The sequence below is a fragment of the Pirellulales bacterium genome (assembly GCA_035656635.1).
Classification (GTDB): Bacteria; Planctomycetota; Planctomycetia; order Pirellulales; family JADZDJ01; genus DATJYL01.
In genome coordinates, this window is the sequence record DASRSD010000137.1 from 35184 (window position 1) to 53097 (window position 17914).

Here is a 17914-nt window from a genome sequence, read left to right on the forward strand (position 1 = left end):
TTTCATTGACCGCCATGTCGAACGTCTCTCGGGAAATTGAGCATCTCCGCGAGGAAATTCGCGCTCACGACCGCAAGTATTACATCGACGCCGCTCCGGAAATCAGCGATCAGGAGTACGACAAGCTTCTAGAACGGCTGAAAAAACTGGAAGCGGAGCATCCGACACTCATCACGCCCGACAGCCCCACTCAGCGTGTGGGAGAGCAGCCTGTATCTGGCCTGAAGCACGTACAGCATCGGCTGCCCATGCTGTCGATCGACAATTCGTACAGCGTGGAAGAGCTGCGGCAGTATGAAACACGCATCGCCAAGCTGCTGGCCGGCGAAAAAGTCGAATGGGTCGTGGAGTTGAAGATCGACGGCGTGGCAGTCGCCTTGCTGTACGAGCACGGGCAGTTGGTGTTGGGCGCCACGCGCGGCAACGGTCAAGTGGGCGACGATGTCACGCACAACATCAAAACCGTGCGCGGCGTGCCCCAACGGCTGCACGGCAAACACATTCCGCCGGTGCTGGAGGTGCGCGGCGAAGTGTACATGACCAACGAAGATTTGGTCCGCCTGAACGAGCAGCAAGCCAATCGCGGCGAACCGCCTTACGCCAATACCCGCAATTGTGCCGCAGGCAGCATTCGCTTGCTGGATCCACGCATTTGTGCCCAGCGTCGGCTGCGATTTTTCTGCCACAGCGTGGGATACGTCGAGGGTCTAAAAGCCCAAACGCACATGCAGTTTCTCGACGAAATGCGCAGCTACGGATTGCCGGCCACGCCCCTGGTGGAAAGCTTTGCGACGTTCGAGGCGGCGCTGGAGCATTGCGAACAGCTCATTGAAAAATTGCACGAGCTCGATTTTGAAGTCGACGGCCTGGTGCTCAAGGTCAACCGCTTCGATCAACGCCAGGGATTGGGCACCACTTCCAAAAGTCCACGCTGGATGATCGCCTACAAGTTTGAAAAATTTGAAGGCCCGACGCGGCTGTTGGACATCAAAGTAAGCGTCGGTAAATCGGGGGCGGTAACGCCGTTTGCCGAACTGGAGCCCATCGAACTGGCCGGCAGCGTCATTCGCCGCGCCAGCCTGCACAACGCGGATGAAATCGAACGTAAAGATTGCCGCGTTGGCGATATTGTGATCGTGGAAAAAGCCGGCAAAGTCATCCCGCACATCGTCCGCACTGAAAAACACAAACGTGAAACAGAACTGGAGCCGTTTCATTTTCCGACCAAATGTCCCGAATGTCATACCAAATTGGTGAAAGACGAAAAGGGCGTTTACATCCGCTGCCCGAATTTACAGTGTCCGGCACAAATGCGCGAACGGCTGCGCTATTACGCCAGCCGCAACGCCATGGATATCGAAGGCCTGGGCGACAAACTCGTGGAGCAATTGGTGCACGATAAGCTGGTGGCTAGCTACGCCGATCTGTACCGGCTCACGCTCGCGCAACTGTGCAGCCTGGAACGGATGGGAGAAAAATCGGCCAACAATTTTTTGGAACAAATCGAGGCCAGCAAATCGCGCGGATTGGCCCGCCTGCTGAATGCGCTATCGATTCGTCACGTCGGCAATCGGGTGGCAACGCTATTGGCCGAGCATTTCGGTTCAATGAAAGAATTGTCTGCCGCCAGCGAGGAAGAACTATCGGAAGTCAACGAAATTGGCCCGACGATTGCCCACAGCGTGTACGAGTTTCTGCATAACCCATTCGGCCGCGCCGCCATTGACGACCTGGCCGAACAGGGCGTGAACATGACAGCCCCGAAAAAATCGGCCGCCACCGGACCGTTGGCGGGAAAAACGCTGGTGGTTACCGGCACGTTGGAAAAATATAGCCGCGAGGAAATCGAGGGGTTGATTGAACAACTCGGCGGCCGCGCCGCTTCCAGCGTTTCGAAAAAGACCGATTATTTAGTGGCCGGCGAGGAAGCCGGTAGCAAACTCGATAAAGCGAAAAAACTCGGCGTGCCGATTCTCAGCGAAGCCGAGTTCAATAAACTGATTAAACAGTGATGCCAGAATTTATTAACCGCAGAGGACACGGAGGAACGCAGAAAAAAAAGAAATGGAAATAAAGAGCCACAGATAAACACGGATGTATCGGATAAGGAGTTTTTGAGCCAACTCGTTGAACAGCAAGAGACTAATTCGTTGCCTGTTCTTTTTTTATCCGTTGTTTATCTGTGTTCATCTGTGGCTAATCGCTGCGGGTTTTAGTTTTTCTCCCGCGTCCACGGTGACCTCTACAGTGCATCATCCAAAATTGGTTTCGCCATGACAGCACCTCCTTGTGCTGCTACTACTGTAATTCACCCAAACAATATGCCCTAGGTCATTTTGTTAGACGCTCTTAGAAAACTACGTTGCCCGGCGGATTTGTCAAAGCCACGGCATTTTCAACGCGCACACGATTGCACTTGAAGCAGTCCGGCAACGTGGCATACGATCTGTTCAGACCAAGCCAATGGGAAGCACAATATGGAATCAGTGGCGCCTGCCGAAGTTAAAATGCCTGTCACCGCGCAGCAGCCGGTGGACATCACCAGCCGCGAATTCAAAGCGCAGGCGGTCGAGTTCTACGCCCGGCTGCGGCGAGAAGCACCGGTGTATCGCACGGTGTTGCCCGACAAAATGCCGGTGTGGATTATCGCCCGGTATGACGACGTGGCCATGGTGCTGAAAGACGATCGCTTTTCGAAAGAATTTCGCACCCTGTTTGAAAATAATCCCAATCTCAAACCACCGTGGGTTCCAAAATTCTTGCTGCCGCTGATGCATCACATGCTGCATTCGGATCCGCCCAACCATACGCGGTTGCGGGCCTTAGTGCAGCAGGCCTTTAAGCCCAGCTTGGTGGAACGGCTGCGTCCGCGCATTGCCGAATTGGCGACCGAATTACTCGCGGCCGCCAAGCAGCGGAAAACGATCGATTTGGTCAGCCAGTTTGCGCTTCCCATTCCCGCGACCATCATTGCGGAGATGCTCGGGGTTCCCGCCAACGACCGGCATAAATTTCATCGCTGGACAACTAAGATGATCGCCAGCGGTGGGCAAAAATTCCGCATCTTGCGGAGCGTGCCGGTGATTTGGCGATTCAACCGCTACCTGCACCAGCTGGTCAAAGCAAAACGGGCCGCGCCACAGAACGACTTGTTGAACGCCTTGCTCGAGGCCGAAGAAGCCGGCGACAAGCTCAGCGAAGATGAACTGGTGGCCATGATGTTTTTGCTGCTGGTTGCCGGGCATGAAACCACGGTGAACTTGATCGCCAGCGGCATGCTTGCCCTGCTCGACCATCCCGACCAAATGCAGCGATTGCGGCAGGAGCCAAGCTTGATCAAAACGGCCGTCGAGGAACTCTTGCGATTTACCAGCCCTGTTGAAACGGGAACGGAACGTTACACGAAGGAAGACGTGACTATTGCTGGCGTAACCATTCCGCGCGGATCGTTAGTGTTGGCGGCCATTGCCTCGGCCAATCGGGACGAGCAGCACTTTTCGAACCCCGATCAATTGGACATTGCCCGGGAGCCGAACAAGCACCTTTCGTTTGGCCTGGGGCCGCATTTCTGCCTTGGCGCGCCCTTGGCGCGTTTAGAAGCACAAATTGCTTTCACGATTCTGCTGGAGCAAACCACCGATATCCGGCTGGCCACTGCTCGAGAGAAGTTGACTTGGAACCGCGGGATTGTTTTGCGCGGAGTTGAATCGTTGCCGCTGGAAGTGAAATGGCGGTGAGGCTTAAATCGACAGCCTTATGCGTTGCATTCGCGCAGAAACTCCCGGGTGACGGGATTTTGGGGCGCATCAAAAATTTGTGCGGGCGGGCCGCTTTCGGCGACCACCCCCTCGTGAAACACATGCACGGTTTTGGCGGCCCGGCGGGCAAAATTCATGGCATGCGTGACGACAATCATGGTTTGGCCGCTGGAGGCTAAATCGGCCATCACGGCCAGCACCTCGGCGGTCATCCGCGGGTCGAGCGCGCTGGTCGGCTCGTCGAACAGCATCGCCTTGGGCTGCATGGCCAGCGCTCGGGCAATGGCCACGCGCTGCTGCTGGCCGCCGGAAAGCTTGTCGGGACGCACGTCGATTTTTTCCGCCAGGCCGACGCGATCCAAGAGCAATTTTGCGCGATCGACGGCTTCCTGGCGGGGCATTTTTAACACGCGAATCGGCGCTTCAATCACGTTTTCCAGCACGGTTAAATGCGGGAACAAATTGAATTGCTGGAACACCATTCCCAATTGCAATCGCACGGCCCGCAACGTTTGCTGAGCTTGGCGGCTGGGCAATCCGGACATGAGGGCGATGCCGCCAATGCGCACTTCTCCAGCCTGAAAATTCTCCAGCCCGTTCAAACAGCGTAAAAACGTGCTTTTACCGCCGCCGGAGGGGCCGATGATGGCCGCCACTTCTCCCTCGGCCACGGTTAACGACACGCCCCGTAGCACTTGCAGCGGGCCGTGCGATTTATGCAAATCAACCGTTTCAATCATGGGCAGCAGTAGGTTTATAAGGAAACCAGGAAACCAGGAACGACAGACGATTGTTTTGAGCTTATTTTGAAATAACTCGCTTAATTTCCAGTGTGGGCTTGGCAAAATTCAAAAGCAATCCATGCTCCCGATTGACAGCACGCAAATAAGATTTCACGATCGCAAAGTGAATGTCTTCAAAATCTTTGATTGTTTTGAGTTCGACCACGATGGTTCGCTCGATGAATAAATCAAGTCGATGTCTACCAACTTCGTGACCGTCGTATTCAATGACCACATCGACTTGCTTTTCCACAAATAAATTTCGTTTTTGTAGCTCAATAACCAACGCCGCTTCATAAATCGATTCCAAATAGCCAGGTCCAAGCCGCCGATGGACTTCGATTGCACCACCGATAATTTGTTCGGTCAATTTCTTGTGCTCAAGCGACATTGTTTTCATTCCTGGTTTCTTGGATTCCTTATAAATTTTTCAGGTATCATCAAGAGGACGGTATGTCGCCGGACAGGCGGCGTTCGCTCCAGCGGGAGAAGACGGAAAGCGGGAAGCTCATCAGCATGTACAGCACGGCGGTGATGGCGGCCAGTTGCACAATGGCGCCGGTGCTTTGTGCCAGAATCGAATAACGCTTGGTCAACTCAACAATGGTGATGACCGAGCAGACCGAAGTATCTTTGAACAGGGCGATAAAATCGTTCGTCACCGGCGGAATGACAATGCGAAAAGCCTGCGGCAAAATAATGCGGTGAATTGCTTGCCCCGGCGTTAACCCCAGGGCCAGCGCGGCTTCCATTTGGCCGCGTGGAATGGCTTGCAGCCCGGCGCGGTAAATTTCCGATTCGTACGCGGAATAATTGATCGCCAATCCGGCAATGCCCGCCACCAGCGCCGGCAGCGCCAAGCCGATTTTGGGAAACAAAAAGAAAATCACGAACAGTTGCAGCATCAGCGGCGTGCCGCGCAACACTTCTACGTACAAACCCAAAAGTGTGGCGATAATCTTCGGGCCGTACAATCGGCCAATGGCCACACCAATGCCAATGGCAATCGCCAGCGGAAACGACACGACCGAAAGAAGAACCGTCATGCCCGCCGCTTCCAGTAGCATAGGCAAGTTGAGCACAAGAACCTGCCAGAAGGAAACCGCTTCGGCCGGCTGTCCTTCGCCTGCACCGCGCAGCATGAGCATTTGATAGCGGCCGTCCAAATCCCAGCGGTCGTACAATGCTTTCAGGCGACCATCAGCGATAATTTTTCTCAGCGCTTCGTTCAGCGCGGCCAGCAGTTTCGGATCGTTCCGGCCAACCAGGCCCACGTAGTATCCGCCTTGGGCCGGCCACTCAATCAAATTCAGTTGCGGAAAGCGGTCGATATAAAAATTGGCGACGCAATCGTCGGCCACGGTGGCGTCGAGGACCCCGGTTTGCACGTGCTCCATGGGTTCAGTATTGCCGGAGTAAGAAATGACCTCGATCTGGTAACTGTCATGGTCGTGCAGCTTGGTCAAATATTCGTCGGCTTCCGATCCCCCCAGCACGCCAATTTTCCAGGCGCCGCCGTCGGGCTTGGCGGTTTTCAGTTGGTTCCAAGATTTCAGCGGCCCATCCCCCTTGGCCATCAATTGCAGGCCGAAAGCATAGTACGGCCGCGTGCAGAGATAATTGGCCAACCGAGCGGGCGTCCGCTCAAAGCCGTTGAGGGCCAAGTCGATTTGGTTGTCGAGCATTTGCGGCAACTCTTCCCATTGACCCTGGTAGAACTTGGCTTTCACGCCCAACTCTTGGGCCAGCATGTCGGCCAGTTCGACTTCAAAGCCGATCAAATGTTCGGGATTTTTGGGATCGGGGAAAATGTACGGCCCGCCTCCTTCTTGATCGGCGCCCCAAATTAGCGTGCCGCGGCGATGAATTTCGTCCAGCGCATCGCCGGCTTGGACGGAATGCACGTTGCAGTGCAGCAAGTAAACACTGCTCAGCAAGGCAGGAAGTAAACCGCCGCGGAGAAATAGCAGTAAACGCGAATGCTTCATCAAGAACTCCTGCCTTGGGCAATACCCGAAACGGGCTCTGACAAAACGTGAGCCAGGCTGGTTCGCGCCTTTTGTGCGATTATTTGCCGCGAATGTCAAGCGGAATCGCTAGGTTGTAGGGCATGCTGTTTATCGCAGCGGTCCGATTCGGCACAGGCCTGCCGCCAGGCGCCCAGCCAGGTATTAAGAAAGCTGCCGAACAACAGGCCGCCGAACGCGCCCAGCACGCCCGACGAAACGGCGCCCAATAGAATGCCCCGCAACGGCACCGTGGTGGAATTGACCAAAATCCACTGTCCAAGCCAGCTGCCAATTACGGTGCCCGTAAAGGTGGAGGCCAAAATCACCCAGCCCAAGGGAGTTCGCTGCGAAAGGCGAGAGACCGAGTGCGAACCGTCCAAACGCACCGGTACCGGCACGGAAAACGGTTCTCCTTGCATTGTCGTTTCATTGGCGGCTGACAACTGCGAAGCCTCATCACGCAACGAAGTGCCCAGCGCATTTCCCGCCACGTGCAGTCCAACCAGCACGAGCACGACCGACAGTCCGCAGGAAGCCAACGGGCCAATCGCCCCGCAAATGGCAAATAAAATCGCCAAGATGCTTACCGCCCAAAACATCGTCCGCAAAGAAAACTGCGGCGATATTGACCGAGCCGGCGGTTCAATCGCGGTGGGAAGGCTCATGCCCGATATTATAGAACCCGGTTCCCAAAAGAACCAACAGCGCCGCATTCAGGTCGTCGCCTAATTTGGCCGCTCAGCGATGTAGCGACGACTATCCTCAGCCGTTTTTGTTCGAGAAAACCGCCGGCGTCTAGGGACAGACGCCGCTCCATTTCTTCAAATTAGGCGACGACCTGCATTCAAAGCGATCGATGCCATGTGCTTGCGGAGGATGAGCCGCTAATAACGTGGAGGCCCGGCGGCGCATAAAAAAACCCGCCGAGGCAAATCTGCCGGCGGGCTGCCGTATCTATACGGCGAAGAAAAAAGTTCATTGGAAAATTCGCTGAAAACTGCTGAGAAATTGCCCACGCAACAATTCCTCATGCCAGTCGGCCCGGTGGATTCAACATGACAGGCCCTCCTATGTGCAAGTGACGAAAAAACGATTGAAAACGGGCGAATTCGGACCAGCGCTCAAGCACTGAAATCTTGTTATCAAAAATCGCCCCCAATTGTCAACGGTTTTTTCGCGCGGATCTAAATCCATTCTATATTTTTTCTAATTGGCATTCGCTTTGAATCGCTTGTACCGAATGCGCGGATCGGCAAAAGCGAAAATGGAATCGGCGACGAAATGTCTCAAAAACATAGCCGTATTCTCTCATTTCGAGACGTTGGCTTTAAGCTGGGCAGACTTTCCATTCCGGCTTCTTTTGGCTGTCGGAGGCAATAAATTCCCGATCTCCATAAACAAGCATGAGTTATAGCGAACACGAAATTTCGTCGTGCCACTTTGGTATAGACGTTGCTAAAGAGCTACATGCCCAGTGAGTTAATTCAATTGCTTCCGAACGTTTTACAGCACGAGGGAAAAGAGCCTACAGCAAAAAACACCGCAAAAAACCGAGCCAAGGCCGTAGATCAATTGCCAGGCTTGTGAATGGTTGACCAGCCGCAGATAGCACTGATTTTACGGAGGATTTGACTGCGAAAAAAAATATAGGAAACCGGGAACAGTACGCGGGGGAACATGAGGAAGAGGCTTGACCCGGGCGTGGAAGGTTTCGCAGCTCAGTGACTGCAGCTCTTGATTACAACCTTCGCGTCCTGGCTTTCCAGGGGGCGGCCGCGGTGCCAGCCGGGCCGCCCCCGATATTTTTTCAGCATTTCCTTTTCGGCATGTTTGTTCTTCTCTGACGCACGCGGCAGGTTAAAAACCACAGCTATTTCGAGAGGGGGCAATCCCATGAACCATCCATTATCGGGCGCCTCGCCTAAGTCCGCAGAAAATTCTGAGAGAGCAATCAGCGACAACTCCTCGAATCCGCGGCAAATTCTTACGGGTCCATCGTTTCATCCGACCTCGCCCAACGGCAGCCAAGTGCGCCGAGAACCCAATCCGGAACATTCGGGCCCTACGGGCGAAGTCCGCTTCTCGCCCAATTTCGAATTACGCGCATCGCCTGCCAAAGCGAGCGCGGAAAATAAATCCCCCCCTAAATTCCATCGAAAAAGCACTCCGCGACACCGAACCAAGCCGGTAGTGACTAACGTAACGAATCTAGGGGGAGTGGGGAATGTTTCCTCCCTGTTGCCGCAGGACAACGCGGGGGCCGAATCTTGCGGCGAGAAAGCAACAACGGCAATGGCATTGGCACGGTTGGGGGGGAGTGGTTTTTCGTCGCAAGCCTTTTCTTTGACGGGAGTTGAGCCATCTGTGGCGGGACCCAAAGCGGTTGCGGCATTCGGCGTGCTTTCAGTGGAAGACACCGCCGAAACGAACCACTCTGCGAGTCCAAGTTCGGCGGAATCGCCGCCACTGAATCAGGAGCAGCTCTTGGCTAAATCACGAAAAACCGCCGCCGGCAAACCTTCTTTGAGAGCACCCACCCCTACGCGTGGGCGAGGCCGATTTTCCAGCAGCCGCGCACCCGCCGGCGGTAAAAATGGCTCGCCTCGCGGCACGCTGAATGGTGAATCGGTCGACCGCGTGGGCTCTGCCTACGAAGACGGCCCAGCTTTCGACGAAGATTTCGTGGAAGCGGAAGAGCAAGAGCAAGCTGTCGATGAATCATCCAGTCACGATAGCGGCTCCGAAAGCCAAATCGATGATCCGGTGCGGATGTATCTCATGCAGATGGGAGAAATTCCGCTGTTATCGCGCGAACAGGAAATCGATTCCGCCAAGCGCATTGAAAGCACGCGCCGCAAATTTCGCCACAGCATGCTGGCCAGCGATTATTTGCTGCAAGGGTCCGTAGCCTTGCTGGAAAAAGTGCGCGACGGCCAATTGCGGTTGGATCGCACCATTGAAGTCTCGGTGACGAACACTGCCGGCAAAAAGAAAATTATGGCCCGGCTGACCCCCAATTTGAAAACCTTGATGGATTTGCTGCGCCGCAACCGCGCCGATTTCCGCGTGGCCATCAGCCGCAGCACCGCAAAAACCAAACGCCAGGCGGCGTGGCATCGGCTGGTCGTCCGCCGCCACAAGGCGGTGCGCTTGATCGAGGAGCTTAACTTGCGAACGGGCCGCTTGCAGCCGCTTTTAGACAAGCTGGGCGAAATTTCTCGGCGTATGGTGATTATCCGCGATCAATTGGCAGCCGATCCGGACGGCCAATTCGGTTCGCCCGATGAGCTGCGCAGAGAGCTGCGTTATTTAATGCGAATCACCTTAGAAAGTCCTTCTTCGCTACGCCGCCGCCGAACTCGCACGCTGAAATTGCAAGGTCGGTATGACCAGGCCAAGCGCGTGCTTTCGGCCGGCAACTTGCGGCTGGTCGTGTCAATCGCCAAAAAATATCGCAATCGTGGCTTGAGCTTTCTCGATTTAATTCAAGAAGGCAATACCGGGCTAATGCGAGCAGTCGATAAATTCGAGCATGCCCGCGGATATAAGTTCTCCACGTACGCCACGTGGTGGATTCGCCAGGCCATTACCCGGGCGATTGCCGATCAAAGCCGGACGATTCGCTTGCCGGTGCACATGATCGACACGATGGGGAAAATTCGGACGGTGACCCGCGAAATTGTGCAGCGCACCGGCCGGGAACCCAGTGTGGAGGAAGCGGCCGATGCCGCCGGGCTGTCGCTGGAAGATACACGCTGCATCATGAAAATTACGCGGCAACCCCTGTCGCTCGATCAGCCCATGGGCGACCACGACGACAGCTTTTTCGGCGAGTTTATTGAGGACCATCGGGAAGATGACCCGCTGTACGATGTCAATCAGCAGTCGCTTAAAGATCGCATCAAGCAAGTGCTCAATGAATTGAGCCACCGGGAACGCGAAATCTTGCGACTGCGGTACGGCCTGGTCGATGGCTACGCTTACACGCTGGAAGAAGTGGGGCAAATTTTCTCCGTCACCCGCGAACGCGTGAGGCAAATCGAAGCCAAAGCAGTGCGCAAGCTTCAGCAGCCCTCCAAGAGCCAGGCGTTGGCTAGCTTTGTCGATCACTTGCCCGACGGCCTGCCCTCCCGTTCGTCGGAAGCGGAATCGACTTGAAATTGTGGCGGTCGTTACAGCCAGCCGTGCTTCCGGTACCACCGGGTTGTTTGCTGAATTCTTTCCGTGAGTGAAGCGGCGGGCGCAAAGCCCAATTCGCGGCGAGCTTTTTCCGGCGAGCATGTCCAGTGGTCGCCCGTTATTTCGCGGGCCCGATCCCAGTTCAAATAGCGTGGCCGCCGAGTGATGTGGCCGATCAATTCGCCGACGGCGCCCAGCGGCCACGTCGTGGCCAGCGGCAATGGAATTGCCCAAGCTCGGGGGCAGTTAATGCTCCGGGCAATGATGCGGGCTAATTCTGCAATCGTCGGATGTTGGTCGTCGGCGATGAAATAATATCCGCGGCCGCTGCTTCCATCTAAGTGGGTTTGCGCCGGCAGTCGTTCTCCGCGCGCGGCGGCAGCCATCAAGCCGGTGGCTAGATCAGCCACGTGCACGACTGAAAAGCGCCGTCCCAAGCCCAACATCACAAACGATCGCATGCGGCGAATTCCGCGAAACATGGCCACGCCGATGTGGTCGCCAGGCCCCAACACAATAGGCGGCCGCACGATCGTAATGGGCAAATTTGCCGCGTGGCTTTCGGCGACCAGTTCGCCGGCGCGCTTACTCAGGCCATAGTGCGAAATCGGCTGCGGCAAATCGCGCTCGGTGCGCAATTGGTTTCCGGTGCTCATCGGCCCCGCGGCGGCCAGTGAAGATACCAGCACCAGCACAGGAGGCGTGGTCCGGCGGAGGCATCCTTCGATGAGGTTGCGGACTCCCGCTTGATTCACACGGCAAAACGCCTCCAAGCCAAAAGCCTTCGTGAGGCCGGCCAAATGGTAAACTATCTCTACGCCGTCAATGGCCGCTGGCAGCGTTTCGGCAACAGTGACATCTCCCACGGTCACCTTGGCGCCCAGCTTCTGCAGCGATTCGGCAGTGGACGAATTATGAATCAGGCAGCGCACGTCATCGCCCCGAGAGAGCAGGGCAGAGACCAATTGCCCGCCGATAAATCCATTGGCGCCAGTGACCAAGACGCGAGTCATCGTTTTTCAGCGCTACAGACAAAGAGGAAAAATGCCGACAGGCGCGAACGCATTTGTCGGTCGTTAGGTGCTTTTTTTGAGTTTGATCGGCAAGCGGTCGATTTTGGCGGCCAGAATGAAATCGTTTTCCGACAGACCGCCGACAGCGTGCGTCCACAGTTCGATCGACAGGTTACGGTAACCTTCCAGATGCAAATCGGGATGATGATCTTCCGCCTCAGCCAATTGAGCCACCGCCTGAAAGAATTCGATGCCCGCCAGAAAATCTTTCACCGTCCAGTTTTTGCGAATTCGCTCCGCGTCGTGAGTTAATTGCCAACCGGAAAGATTTTTCAATTGCGCTTCGGCCTCGGTGCGGCTGTATTTGTGCCCGCCTTCGTCACAAGAAGTGCATTTTTTGGTCGAGAGCTTTTCCGCGGTTTCGGTCGGCATGAGACACCTCAATGGTTAAAGCTGTAGCTAAAAGACAGTGTCGGCTCCGATAAGCTAGATCGCAAGGCCAGGAAAATCTGCAAAAGTTATGCCGAACGGCTAGACTGGGCTGGATGGCAGCGAAGATTGAATGCACAGCCGCGTGGAACAGAATTGCCGATAAAAAACACGCTATCTTCGCGGGGGCGAAACAGGCTGTTGTGCCGCCGATGGTGTCGTGGCAGGCGCTTTGCGCGGCGGCGGATCAGCACTTAACTGCGTGGAATCCACAAATCGCAGGTCCAGTTTCATTTCGCGGGTCGACGGCCAGTAATAAATGGAACGGGCGACCGTGTGAGATTGGGGGGCGCCTGGTTGCGGCTGCCGGAACAATTGGGCGTCGCTGCGCCCATCGCCAAGCAGCACCAGCATGTCTTTCGCCTCGGAGTAGTTTAGCTGTTGGGCCATTGCGGTGAACGTATCGCCTTCCTGCTGCTGGCCTTCGACGCGGGCGTTGCCCGTGGCTTGCATTTCCATCAGGCTGCGGCCTTGCACCGGCGCACTTTGATTGGTTGCCAACTGATCGCAAGTGAGCAGAAAGCTGCCCGGTGGCAATCCGGCCGGGCTATCTGGATCCAACTGCGAATTCCAATCGGGCACAGGCCCGTAGACGGTGCGCACTTGCTCCTGAAAAACCAACTCACGCCGCAGGACATTGCCGGAAATTCCGCGATGGAATTGCACGTTGAGATAATTGATTTGCAACCGATTGGGGTCGTTGCTATTGGCGCCGGAAGCGGCACCACCTGGGTTGTGCTGCGGTGCGCTCAGGTTACCTGCAGCGTTGGCGCCGGCGCGTGCCGCCGAAGGCCCGCGCCCCAAACCGCCCATCAATGCCCGGGCCGCACCCAACCGCCAACTGAGCAATTGGCCGGGTTCTTCCTCGGTCGCTTCGCCAATTAAATCTCCCGTGATTTGATTGACTTGCAAACTTGCCAGATGTTCCATTTGATCCAACACGGTGACGGCGCCGTGCTGCGTTTGGCGATTTTCCAACCACGCGCCGCCGCGGCAAGTGAGCCATTCGATGGAAGATCGTTGTTGCTGACCGGGATTCGCGGCATTAAAATCGACCCGTTCGTGCAAGGTGGCTTCCAATTCTGGAGCGCGAATCGTTTGTGTAATTTCGTTGTCGCTGCGCTGCCCAACGACTTCTCCGGCGAATTTTGCCGTGCGACCGTCAAACAACATGCCCTCTTTCCAGTCGATCGTGGTGACGCCGTGACTGGAAGCCAGCAGGCCGGCGCGATTGTTTTCCGCCGCCGTCGCGCCATTTTGTGGCGGTTGTGTGCTGGTAATGATCATGCGGCCGGGCCCGTCAATCCACAGGCGATTTTGTCCACGGTTCAAGTGGACGCTTTGGCCGCGCAGGGTTAGGCCTTGGGCGATAATTTCCGCCGGCTGGCCGGAAATGTTGACCTCCGCATCGGGCGTGTTGGCCCTTAATACTTCCAAATAATCGCCTTTCGTTTCGAGCGGCTTTTCGCCGCTTTGTGCCGGGCTTTGTGCGAATTGAACATTGCCCTCCACCGTGACGCGCTCCACTTCATTTTGCGAAGCGTGATTGACCGACCAAATTTTCAACAGACCGCCGTAAATTTCGTAGTGTTGCCGCCGTGAATTGGTGTTTTGATTGCCGGGAGAAGTGAACGTACCCGCCGGCTCCGCCGGATTGCGGCTTTGATTGCCGGTGGAGCCTCCCGGCGGAGCAGCGCCGTCGGCTGATGCGGCGTCGCGCACCCAGGCTTCTAGTTGTGAAACCTCGCCGCTGAGCTGCGGAGATTCGATGTGCACATTTTTTCCAGCGGCATCCATCAACAGGTGGCGTTGGAGGATGTCATATTCCAAGTGCTCGCCGCGGAGTTCGCCTTGCATCAATTCAGCCCGCACGACAACCGGGTTGCCTCGCGCCACCAGGCGTTTGGGCTCCAACTGCGGCATTCGATGAGTCGCTGAATCTGCGGGCGAATTATTTGCCAGGGCCTGTGAGGCGTGTGCCGCAGCACCGGGCGGTGGTTGGCGCGGGCCGAAATACAAATTCAGCAATTCGCAATTGAGCTGGTCGCTAGGACCATTGGGATGCGGCCGCACTACATCCACTCGATCATGAAAAGTGGCGACGTTTTCCACCAAATCAAATTCAAAGGGGCCCTGGCATTGAATATCGACCGGCGGATTGTTGTCCGCCCCCGCCAATTGCCCGTTGGTAGATCCGGCGGTGGGCGCGGAAAGATTTGTCGTGCGGCTGGCCGCTGTGCTTTGATCGCCGGGCAAAAATCCGCTGGAGCCGGGTTGGAGGTGCATGTGCACATCGGTCAGCAATTGAAACGACTGCACGCCGCTAAAGTTAGTGCCGTGACTGTCCCCCGCTTTTTGATCGCGAAGCAGCTCGATTCGCATGTTGCGGCCGTAACCGTGGCTGGCGCCGAAACGAAAATTGACTTCATTGGGAGTGAAAATCAAATTGTCTTTCAACTGCGCATCATGTGCGGTGACTAAAAAATCGTCACCGCCATCAGGACACGTGGGCCCGCTTTGGATGGTGATGGGCCCTTCCATGATTCCGCCCAACAGATGGCCGATACTGCCGGCATCCAGATTTTCCTGATCGTCGAACTGCAGTTCCGCCCGATGCGCTTGCAGAATGATGACCCGGTGGTGGTTGTCAGCCTGCTCGGCATCTCCATCGGGCAGATAAATTACCGTGCAGGGGGTGAGGATAATTCGATGATTGGGCTCCGACTTATATTCTTTCACCAGGTACTTGGCGGTGGAGCTATCCATGATGATGGGGTTGTCGAGTTCCCACGATCCGGGAGGAAAAAATCGCGCATAGCTTCCCAAGTGATTTTGCGATTGTCGGCTGGCCGCGCGTTGCTCGGGCGAAACGGCAACCACGCGCTTTGGTTGCTGCTGCGGTTCGACCAGCGGCACCACCGTTACCCGATAAACGCAGAACACTCCCAACACAACCAGCAAACTGGCGACGGTGCGTTTCATTCGGGCGAGCATGGAGGCGGGCAAATTACCGGCGTTTAAAAACCGGGGTAGTTAGAATCAGAAAGTGCGAATCACCACTGGAATTCCAGCGAGCAAGGACCAATGACCGAAAATCTCCGCGGTGCTTTTGTGGTTGAGGCCTTAAGCTTGGTCTTTTAGTTGTCATTCGAATGATGCGATTCATCGTGGAGCGCGCCGTACTTTTGCAACAGGTTAGCCCAGCGATCTTGGGCTTTCAAAATCAGTTCAACCACTTCGCGCAATGCACCGTGGCCGCCATACGCCTGCGTTACATAGTTCGCCGCTTTTCGTACTTCCTCGCAGCCATCGCCCACTGCCACGGCCAACCCCACCTGACGGAGCACGGGCAGATCGGGCAAATCGTCTCCCACGTAGCAAACCTGGTCGGGACGCAATTGCCGTTGCGCCAAAATTTGCTTAACGATTGGCAGTTTGTCGTCGATGCCCTGCCGCACAATGTCGACGCCCAATTCCACGGCTCGAAGTTGCACAATGTGCGAGGCCCGGCCGGTGACCAAGCCAAAATGGTGGCCGGCCCGTTGCCATAATTTAATTCCCAGGCCATCGCGAATGTGAAAGCGTTTGATTTCGATTCCTTGGTTGTCGAAAATGACGCCGCCATCGGTCAGGACGCCGTCGACATCGGAAAGAATCAGTTCGATGGGCCGGCAGCGGGTGGCAAGATCCATGGCGGGCTTTTTAGCGGAAATTCATTGTCAGAAGTGCAATTTTCCGAGCTTCACAATAGCTTGTGCAAATTAGAGACCGGTTCGTCCCATGTTTGCAGACAGCTTCAACAGTGCCGGATTTTTGGGTCGCGGCACGCTGCTGGCGGAGTTTTCCGTTTGGGAAGCTAGCACCACGGCCAGCCCTTCGGGATACATCGCCACAATGTCGGTAATATCGAGCAAACCGACCGGTTTTTCCTCGGCATCGACGACGGGTAATTCGCTGATGCGCCGCTCCGCCATAATGGCTACGGCGTCGTTCATCATGGAGCCTTGTGGCACGCTGGTGAGGTGAGATGTCATCACGTTGCGGATCGGCCCATCCAGCAACCCTTCGCGGCGGCTTTCGAACAGGCGGGCCAAATCGCTATCGGTGAAAATGCCGCGCAACCGGCCGGCGTGATCGACAATCATAATCGCCCCGGTTCGCCTCGTGGGCAAACGAGCTTCAATGAGCACTTCGCGCAGCACCCGGGTGCAGGCGGATAAACGGCAATCGGTTAAACGCCGCATGTAATCGTCGACGCGGGCTAATTGCTTTCCCAAACTGCCGCCGGGGTGGAAGCGAGCAAAATCGTCGCGGCTGAAACCGCGCATCCGGCTGGCTACCAATGCCAAGGCATCGCCGACCGCCAACATGGCTGTGGTGCTGGTGCTGGGCGCTAAACCCAAAGAACATGCTTCTTGCAGCGGCCCAATGTCGATGACAATGTTGGCGGCCTTTCCTAATTTGCTTTCCACACGGCCGGTAATGGCCACCAGCGGCGCACCTATGTGCCGAATCGACGGCAACAACCGAACGATTTCCTCGGTATCGCCGCTTTGCGAAAGCATGAGCAGCACGTCGTCACGGTGAATGCGCCCCAAATCTCCGTGCATGGCTTCCGCCGGGTGCAAAAAATGACTACGCGATCCGGTCGAAGCCAGCGTGGCAGCAATTTTCTGGCCGATCAATCCGGCTTTCCCAATGCCGCTGACAATCACGCTGCCAGTGCAACCATAAATTAAATCCACCGCCTGGTTGAAGGCCCCATCCAATCGCTGCGAAACAGATTCCAGCGCGCGGGCTTCCATTTCGATAATTTGCCGGGCATAACGTAATTGATCGTCCGCCACGGTGGTGGTGGAGCTGGGCGGGGAAGAGGTTAGCCCAGGCTTTCCGCGGGGCCCCGTGGTCAGGGGCGAAGTGGCAAAACCGGAATGGGGAACATTGCCCGGGGGTGAATTGATGCTCATGGCCGTTGTCTTCCGTGACAAATAGCTGTTGGCAAACACGCCGGCGCGGTGCGAAAGGCCGCCGGCGAAGTCCGTTCATTGCCTGATGTTATGGGGACAGGAATTGTATCGCCGCAGGCCGTTTGCCACAACGCAAAAGCCACTGCTAGCAAAGCAAAAATGCCCGGCCAATTGCGCGCAATTTTGCAGTGCCGCAACCAATTTGCAAGAAACAGCCCGCTAGGCAAAAAATCAAAAATGTGGCGCCCGTTGATTGACACCGGCATAATCTGCCAATATATTGGCACATGCCAATTGATTAACACATAAAGGATTGCCAGATATGCCTGCCAAAACGCCGCTGGAACTGGGCAAACGCGAACGGCAAATTATCGAAACGGTGCAACGCCTGGGCGAAGCATCGGTGGCCGAGGTGCGCCAGAATTTGGCCGATGCCCCCAGCTATTCCGCCGTCCGCACGATGTTGGGGCTGTTGGTCGAAAAGGGGTGGCTCAAGTATCGCCAGAATGGAAAGCGGTACTTGTACCGTTCTGCGGCCTCGCGCGAGCATTCGCAGCGCACAGCCTTGCGGCGACTGCTGGGGACGTTCTTCGGCAATTCGCCCAGCGACGCCATGGCTGCGCTGTTAGATATTTCCGCCGATAACATGACCGACGATCAGCTTCAGCAAATCATGCGTTTGATCGACGATGCGCGCCAAGAAAAAAGGGCCTGAAC

General features: G+C 55.9%; 13 protein-coding genes. 4 read left to right on the forward strand and 9 right to left on the reverse strand.

From position 1 onward, the window contains the following. The first annotated feature begins 14 nt into the window (after positions 1–14). Both ligA and VFE46_13035 read left to right on the forward strand, forming a co-directional pair. Positions 15–2012 (forward strand): NAD-dependent DNA ligase LigA, encoded by a 1998-nt coding sequence (gene ligA / locus VFE46_13030; protein ID HZZ28918.1) that lies wholly within the window; start codon positions 15–17, stop codon positions 2010–2012. 465 nt (positions 2013–2477) lie between these two features. Beyond that, entirely contained in the window at positions 2478–3737 is a 1260-nt protein-coding gene (locus VFE46_13035; protein HZZ28919.1) for a cytochrome P450, read from the forward strand. 17 nt (positions 3738–3754) lie between these two features. Here the strand turns inward: VFE46_13035 and VFE46_13040 are convergent, their stop codons facing one another. The 4 genes from VFE46_13040 to VFE46_13055 form a co-directional block, all read right to left on the reverse strand. Then, positions 3755–4498 (reverse strand): amino acid ABC transporter ATP-binding protein, encoded by a 744-nt coding sequence (locus VFE46_13040; protein HZZ28920.1) that lies wholly within the window; start codon positions 4496–4498, stop codon positions 3755–3757. Positions 4499–4559: 61 nt separating this feature from the next. Further along, the gene (locus tag VFE46_13045) at positions 4560–4931 is read right to left on the reverse strand and encodes a GxxExxY protein (protein HZZ28921.1); all 372 of its coding nucleotides are present in this window, start codon (positions 4929–4931) and stop codon (positions 4560–4562) included. A 49-nt stretch (positions 4932–4980) separates the two neighbouring features. After that, entirely contained in the window at positions 4981–6528 is a 1548-nt protein-coding gene (locus VFE46_13050) for an ABC transporter permease subunit (protein ID HZZ28922.1), read from the reverse strand. A 95-nt stretch (positions 6529–6623) separates the two neighbouring features. Beyond that, positions 6624–7214 (reverse strand): hypothetical protein, encoded by a 591-nt coding sequence (locus tag VFE46_13055; protein HZZ28923.1) that lies wholly within the window; start codon positions 7212–7214, stop codon positions 6624–6626. A 1948-nt stretch (positions 7215–9162) separates the two neighbouring features. Here VFE46_13055 and VFE46_13060 point away from each other — a divergent pair. Beyond that, entirely contained in the window at positions 9163–10707 is a 1545-nt protein-coding gene (locus tag VFE46_13060) for a sigma-70 family RNA polymerase sigma factor (GenBank protein ID HZZ28924.1), read from the forward strand. Positions 10708–10721: 14 nt separating this feature from the next. On the opposite strand, the gene VFE46_13065 is transcribed toward VFE46_13060, so the two are convergent. From VFE46_13065 to VFE46_13085, 5 genes are all read right to left on the reverse strand, one after another. Beyond that, on the reverse strand, positions 10722–11741 hold the full coding sequence (locus VFE46_13065) for an NAD-dependent epimerase/dehydratase family protein (GenBank protein HZZ28925.1): 1020 nt from the start codon (positions 11739–11741) through the stop codon (positions 10722–10724). Positions 11742–11804: 63 nt separating this feature from the next. Beyond that, positions 11805–12173 carry a 4a-hydroxytetrahydrobiopterin dehydratase gene (locus VFE46_13070; GenBank protein ID HZZ28926.1) on the reverse strand — a complete coding sequence of 123 codons (369 nt, stop codon included), beginning with the start codon at positions 12171–12173 and terminating at the stop codon, positions 11805–11807. A 171-nt stretch (positions 12174–12344) separates the two neighbouring features. Further along, a complete protein-coding gene (locus VFE46_13075) occupies positions 12345–15212 on the reverse strand; it encodes a hypothetical protein (protein HZZ28927.1) in 2868 nt (955 codons plus the stop codon). 155 nt (positions 15213–15367) lie between these two features. Continuing rightward, positions 15368–15922 carry an HAD hydrolase family protein gene (locus VFE46_13080; protein HZZ28928.1) on the reverse strand — a complete coding sequence of 185 codons (555 nt, stop codon included), beginning with the start codon at positions 15920–15922 and terminating at the stop codon, positions 15368–15370. Between the two features lie 69 nt (positions 15923–15991). Further along, complete coding sequence (locus tag VFE46_13085) at positions 15992–17197, reverse strand: KpsF/GutQ family sugar-phosphate isomerase (protein ID HZZ28929.1); 1206 nt, start codon at positions 17195–17197, stop codon at positions 15992–15994. A gap of 322 nt (positions 17198–17519) precedes the next feature. On the opposite strand from VFE46_13085, the gene VFE46_13090 reads away from it, so the two are divergent. Next, positions 17520–17912, forward strand: a complete 393-nt coding sequence (locus tag VFE46_13090) for a BlaI/MecI/CopY family transcriptional regulator (GenBank protein ID HZZ28930.1) — start codon at positions 17520–17522, stop codon at positions 17910–17912. Positions 17913–17914 lie beyond the last annotated feature (2 nt).

Bases quoted from the DNA above. Each gene is read 5' to 3' on its own strand.
- ligA (HZZ28918.1), top strand. From the start codon at position 15: ATGTCGAACGTCTCTCGGGAAATTGAGCATCTCCGCGAGGAAATTCGC.
- VFE46_13035 (HZZ28919.1), top strand. From the start codon at position 2,478: ATGGAATCAGTGGCGCCTGCCGAAGTTAAAATGCCTGTCACCGCGCAG.
- VFE46_13040 (HZZ28920.1), bottom strand. From the start codon at position 4,498: ATGATTGAAACGGTTGATTTGCATAAATCGCACGGCCCGCTGCAAGTG.
- VFE46_13045 (HZZ28921.1), bottom strand. From the start codon at position 4,931: ATGTCGCTTGAGCACAAGAAATTGACCGAACAAATTATCGGTGGTGCA.
- VFE46_13050 (HZZ28922.1), bottom strand. From the start codon at position 6,528: ATGAAGCATTCGCGTTTACTGCTATTTCTCCGCGGCGGTTTACTTCCT.
- VFE46_13055 (HZZ28923.1), bottom strand. From the start codon at position 7,214: ATGAGCCTTCCCACCGCGATTGAACCGCCGGCTCGGTCAATATCGCCG.
- VFE46_13065 (HZZ28925.1), bottom strand. From the start codon at position 11,741: ATGACTCGCGTCTTGGTCACTGGCGCCAATGGATTTATCGGCGGGCAA.
- VFE46_13070 (HZZ28926.1), bottom strand. From the start codon at position 12,173: ATGCCGACCGAAACCGCGGAAAAGCTCTCGACCAAAAAATGCACTTCT.
- VFE46_13075 (HZZ28927.1), bottom strand. From the start codon at position 15,212: ATGAAACGCACCGTCGCCAGTTTGCTGGTTGTGTTGGGAGTGTTCTGC.
- VFE46_13080 (HZZ28928.1), bottom strand. From the start codon at position 15,922: ATGGATCTTGCCACCCGCTGCCGGCCCATCGAACTGATTCTTTCCGAT.
- VFE46_13085 (HZZ28929.1), bottom strand. From the start codon at position 17,197: ATGAGCATCAATTCACCCCCGGGCAATGTTCCCCATTCCGGTTTTGCC.
- VFE46_13090 (HZZ28930.1), top strand. From the start codon at position 17,520: ATGCCTGCCAAAACGCCGCTGGAACTGGGCAAACGCGAACGGCAAATT.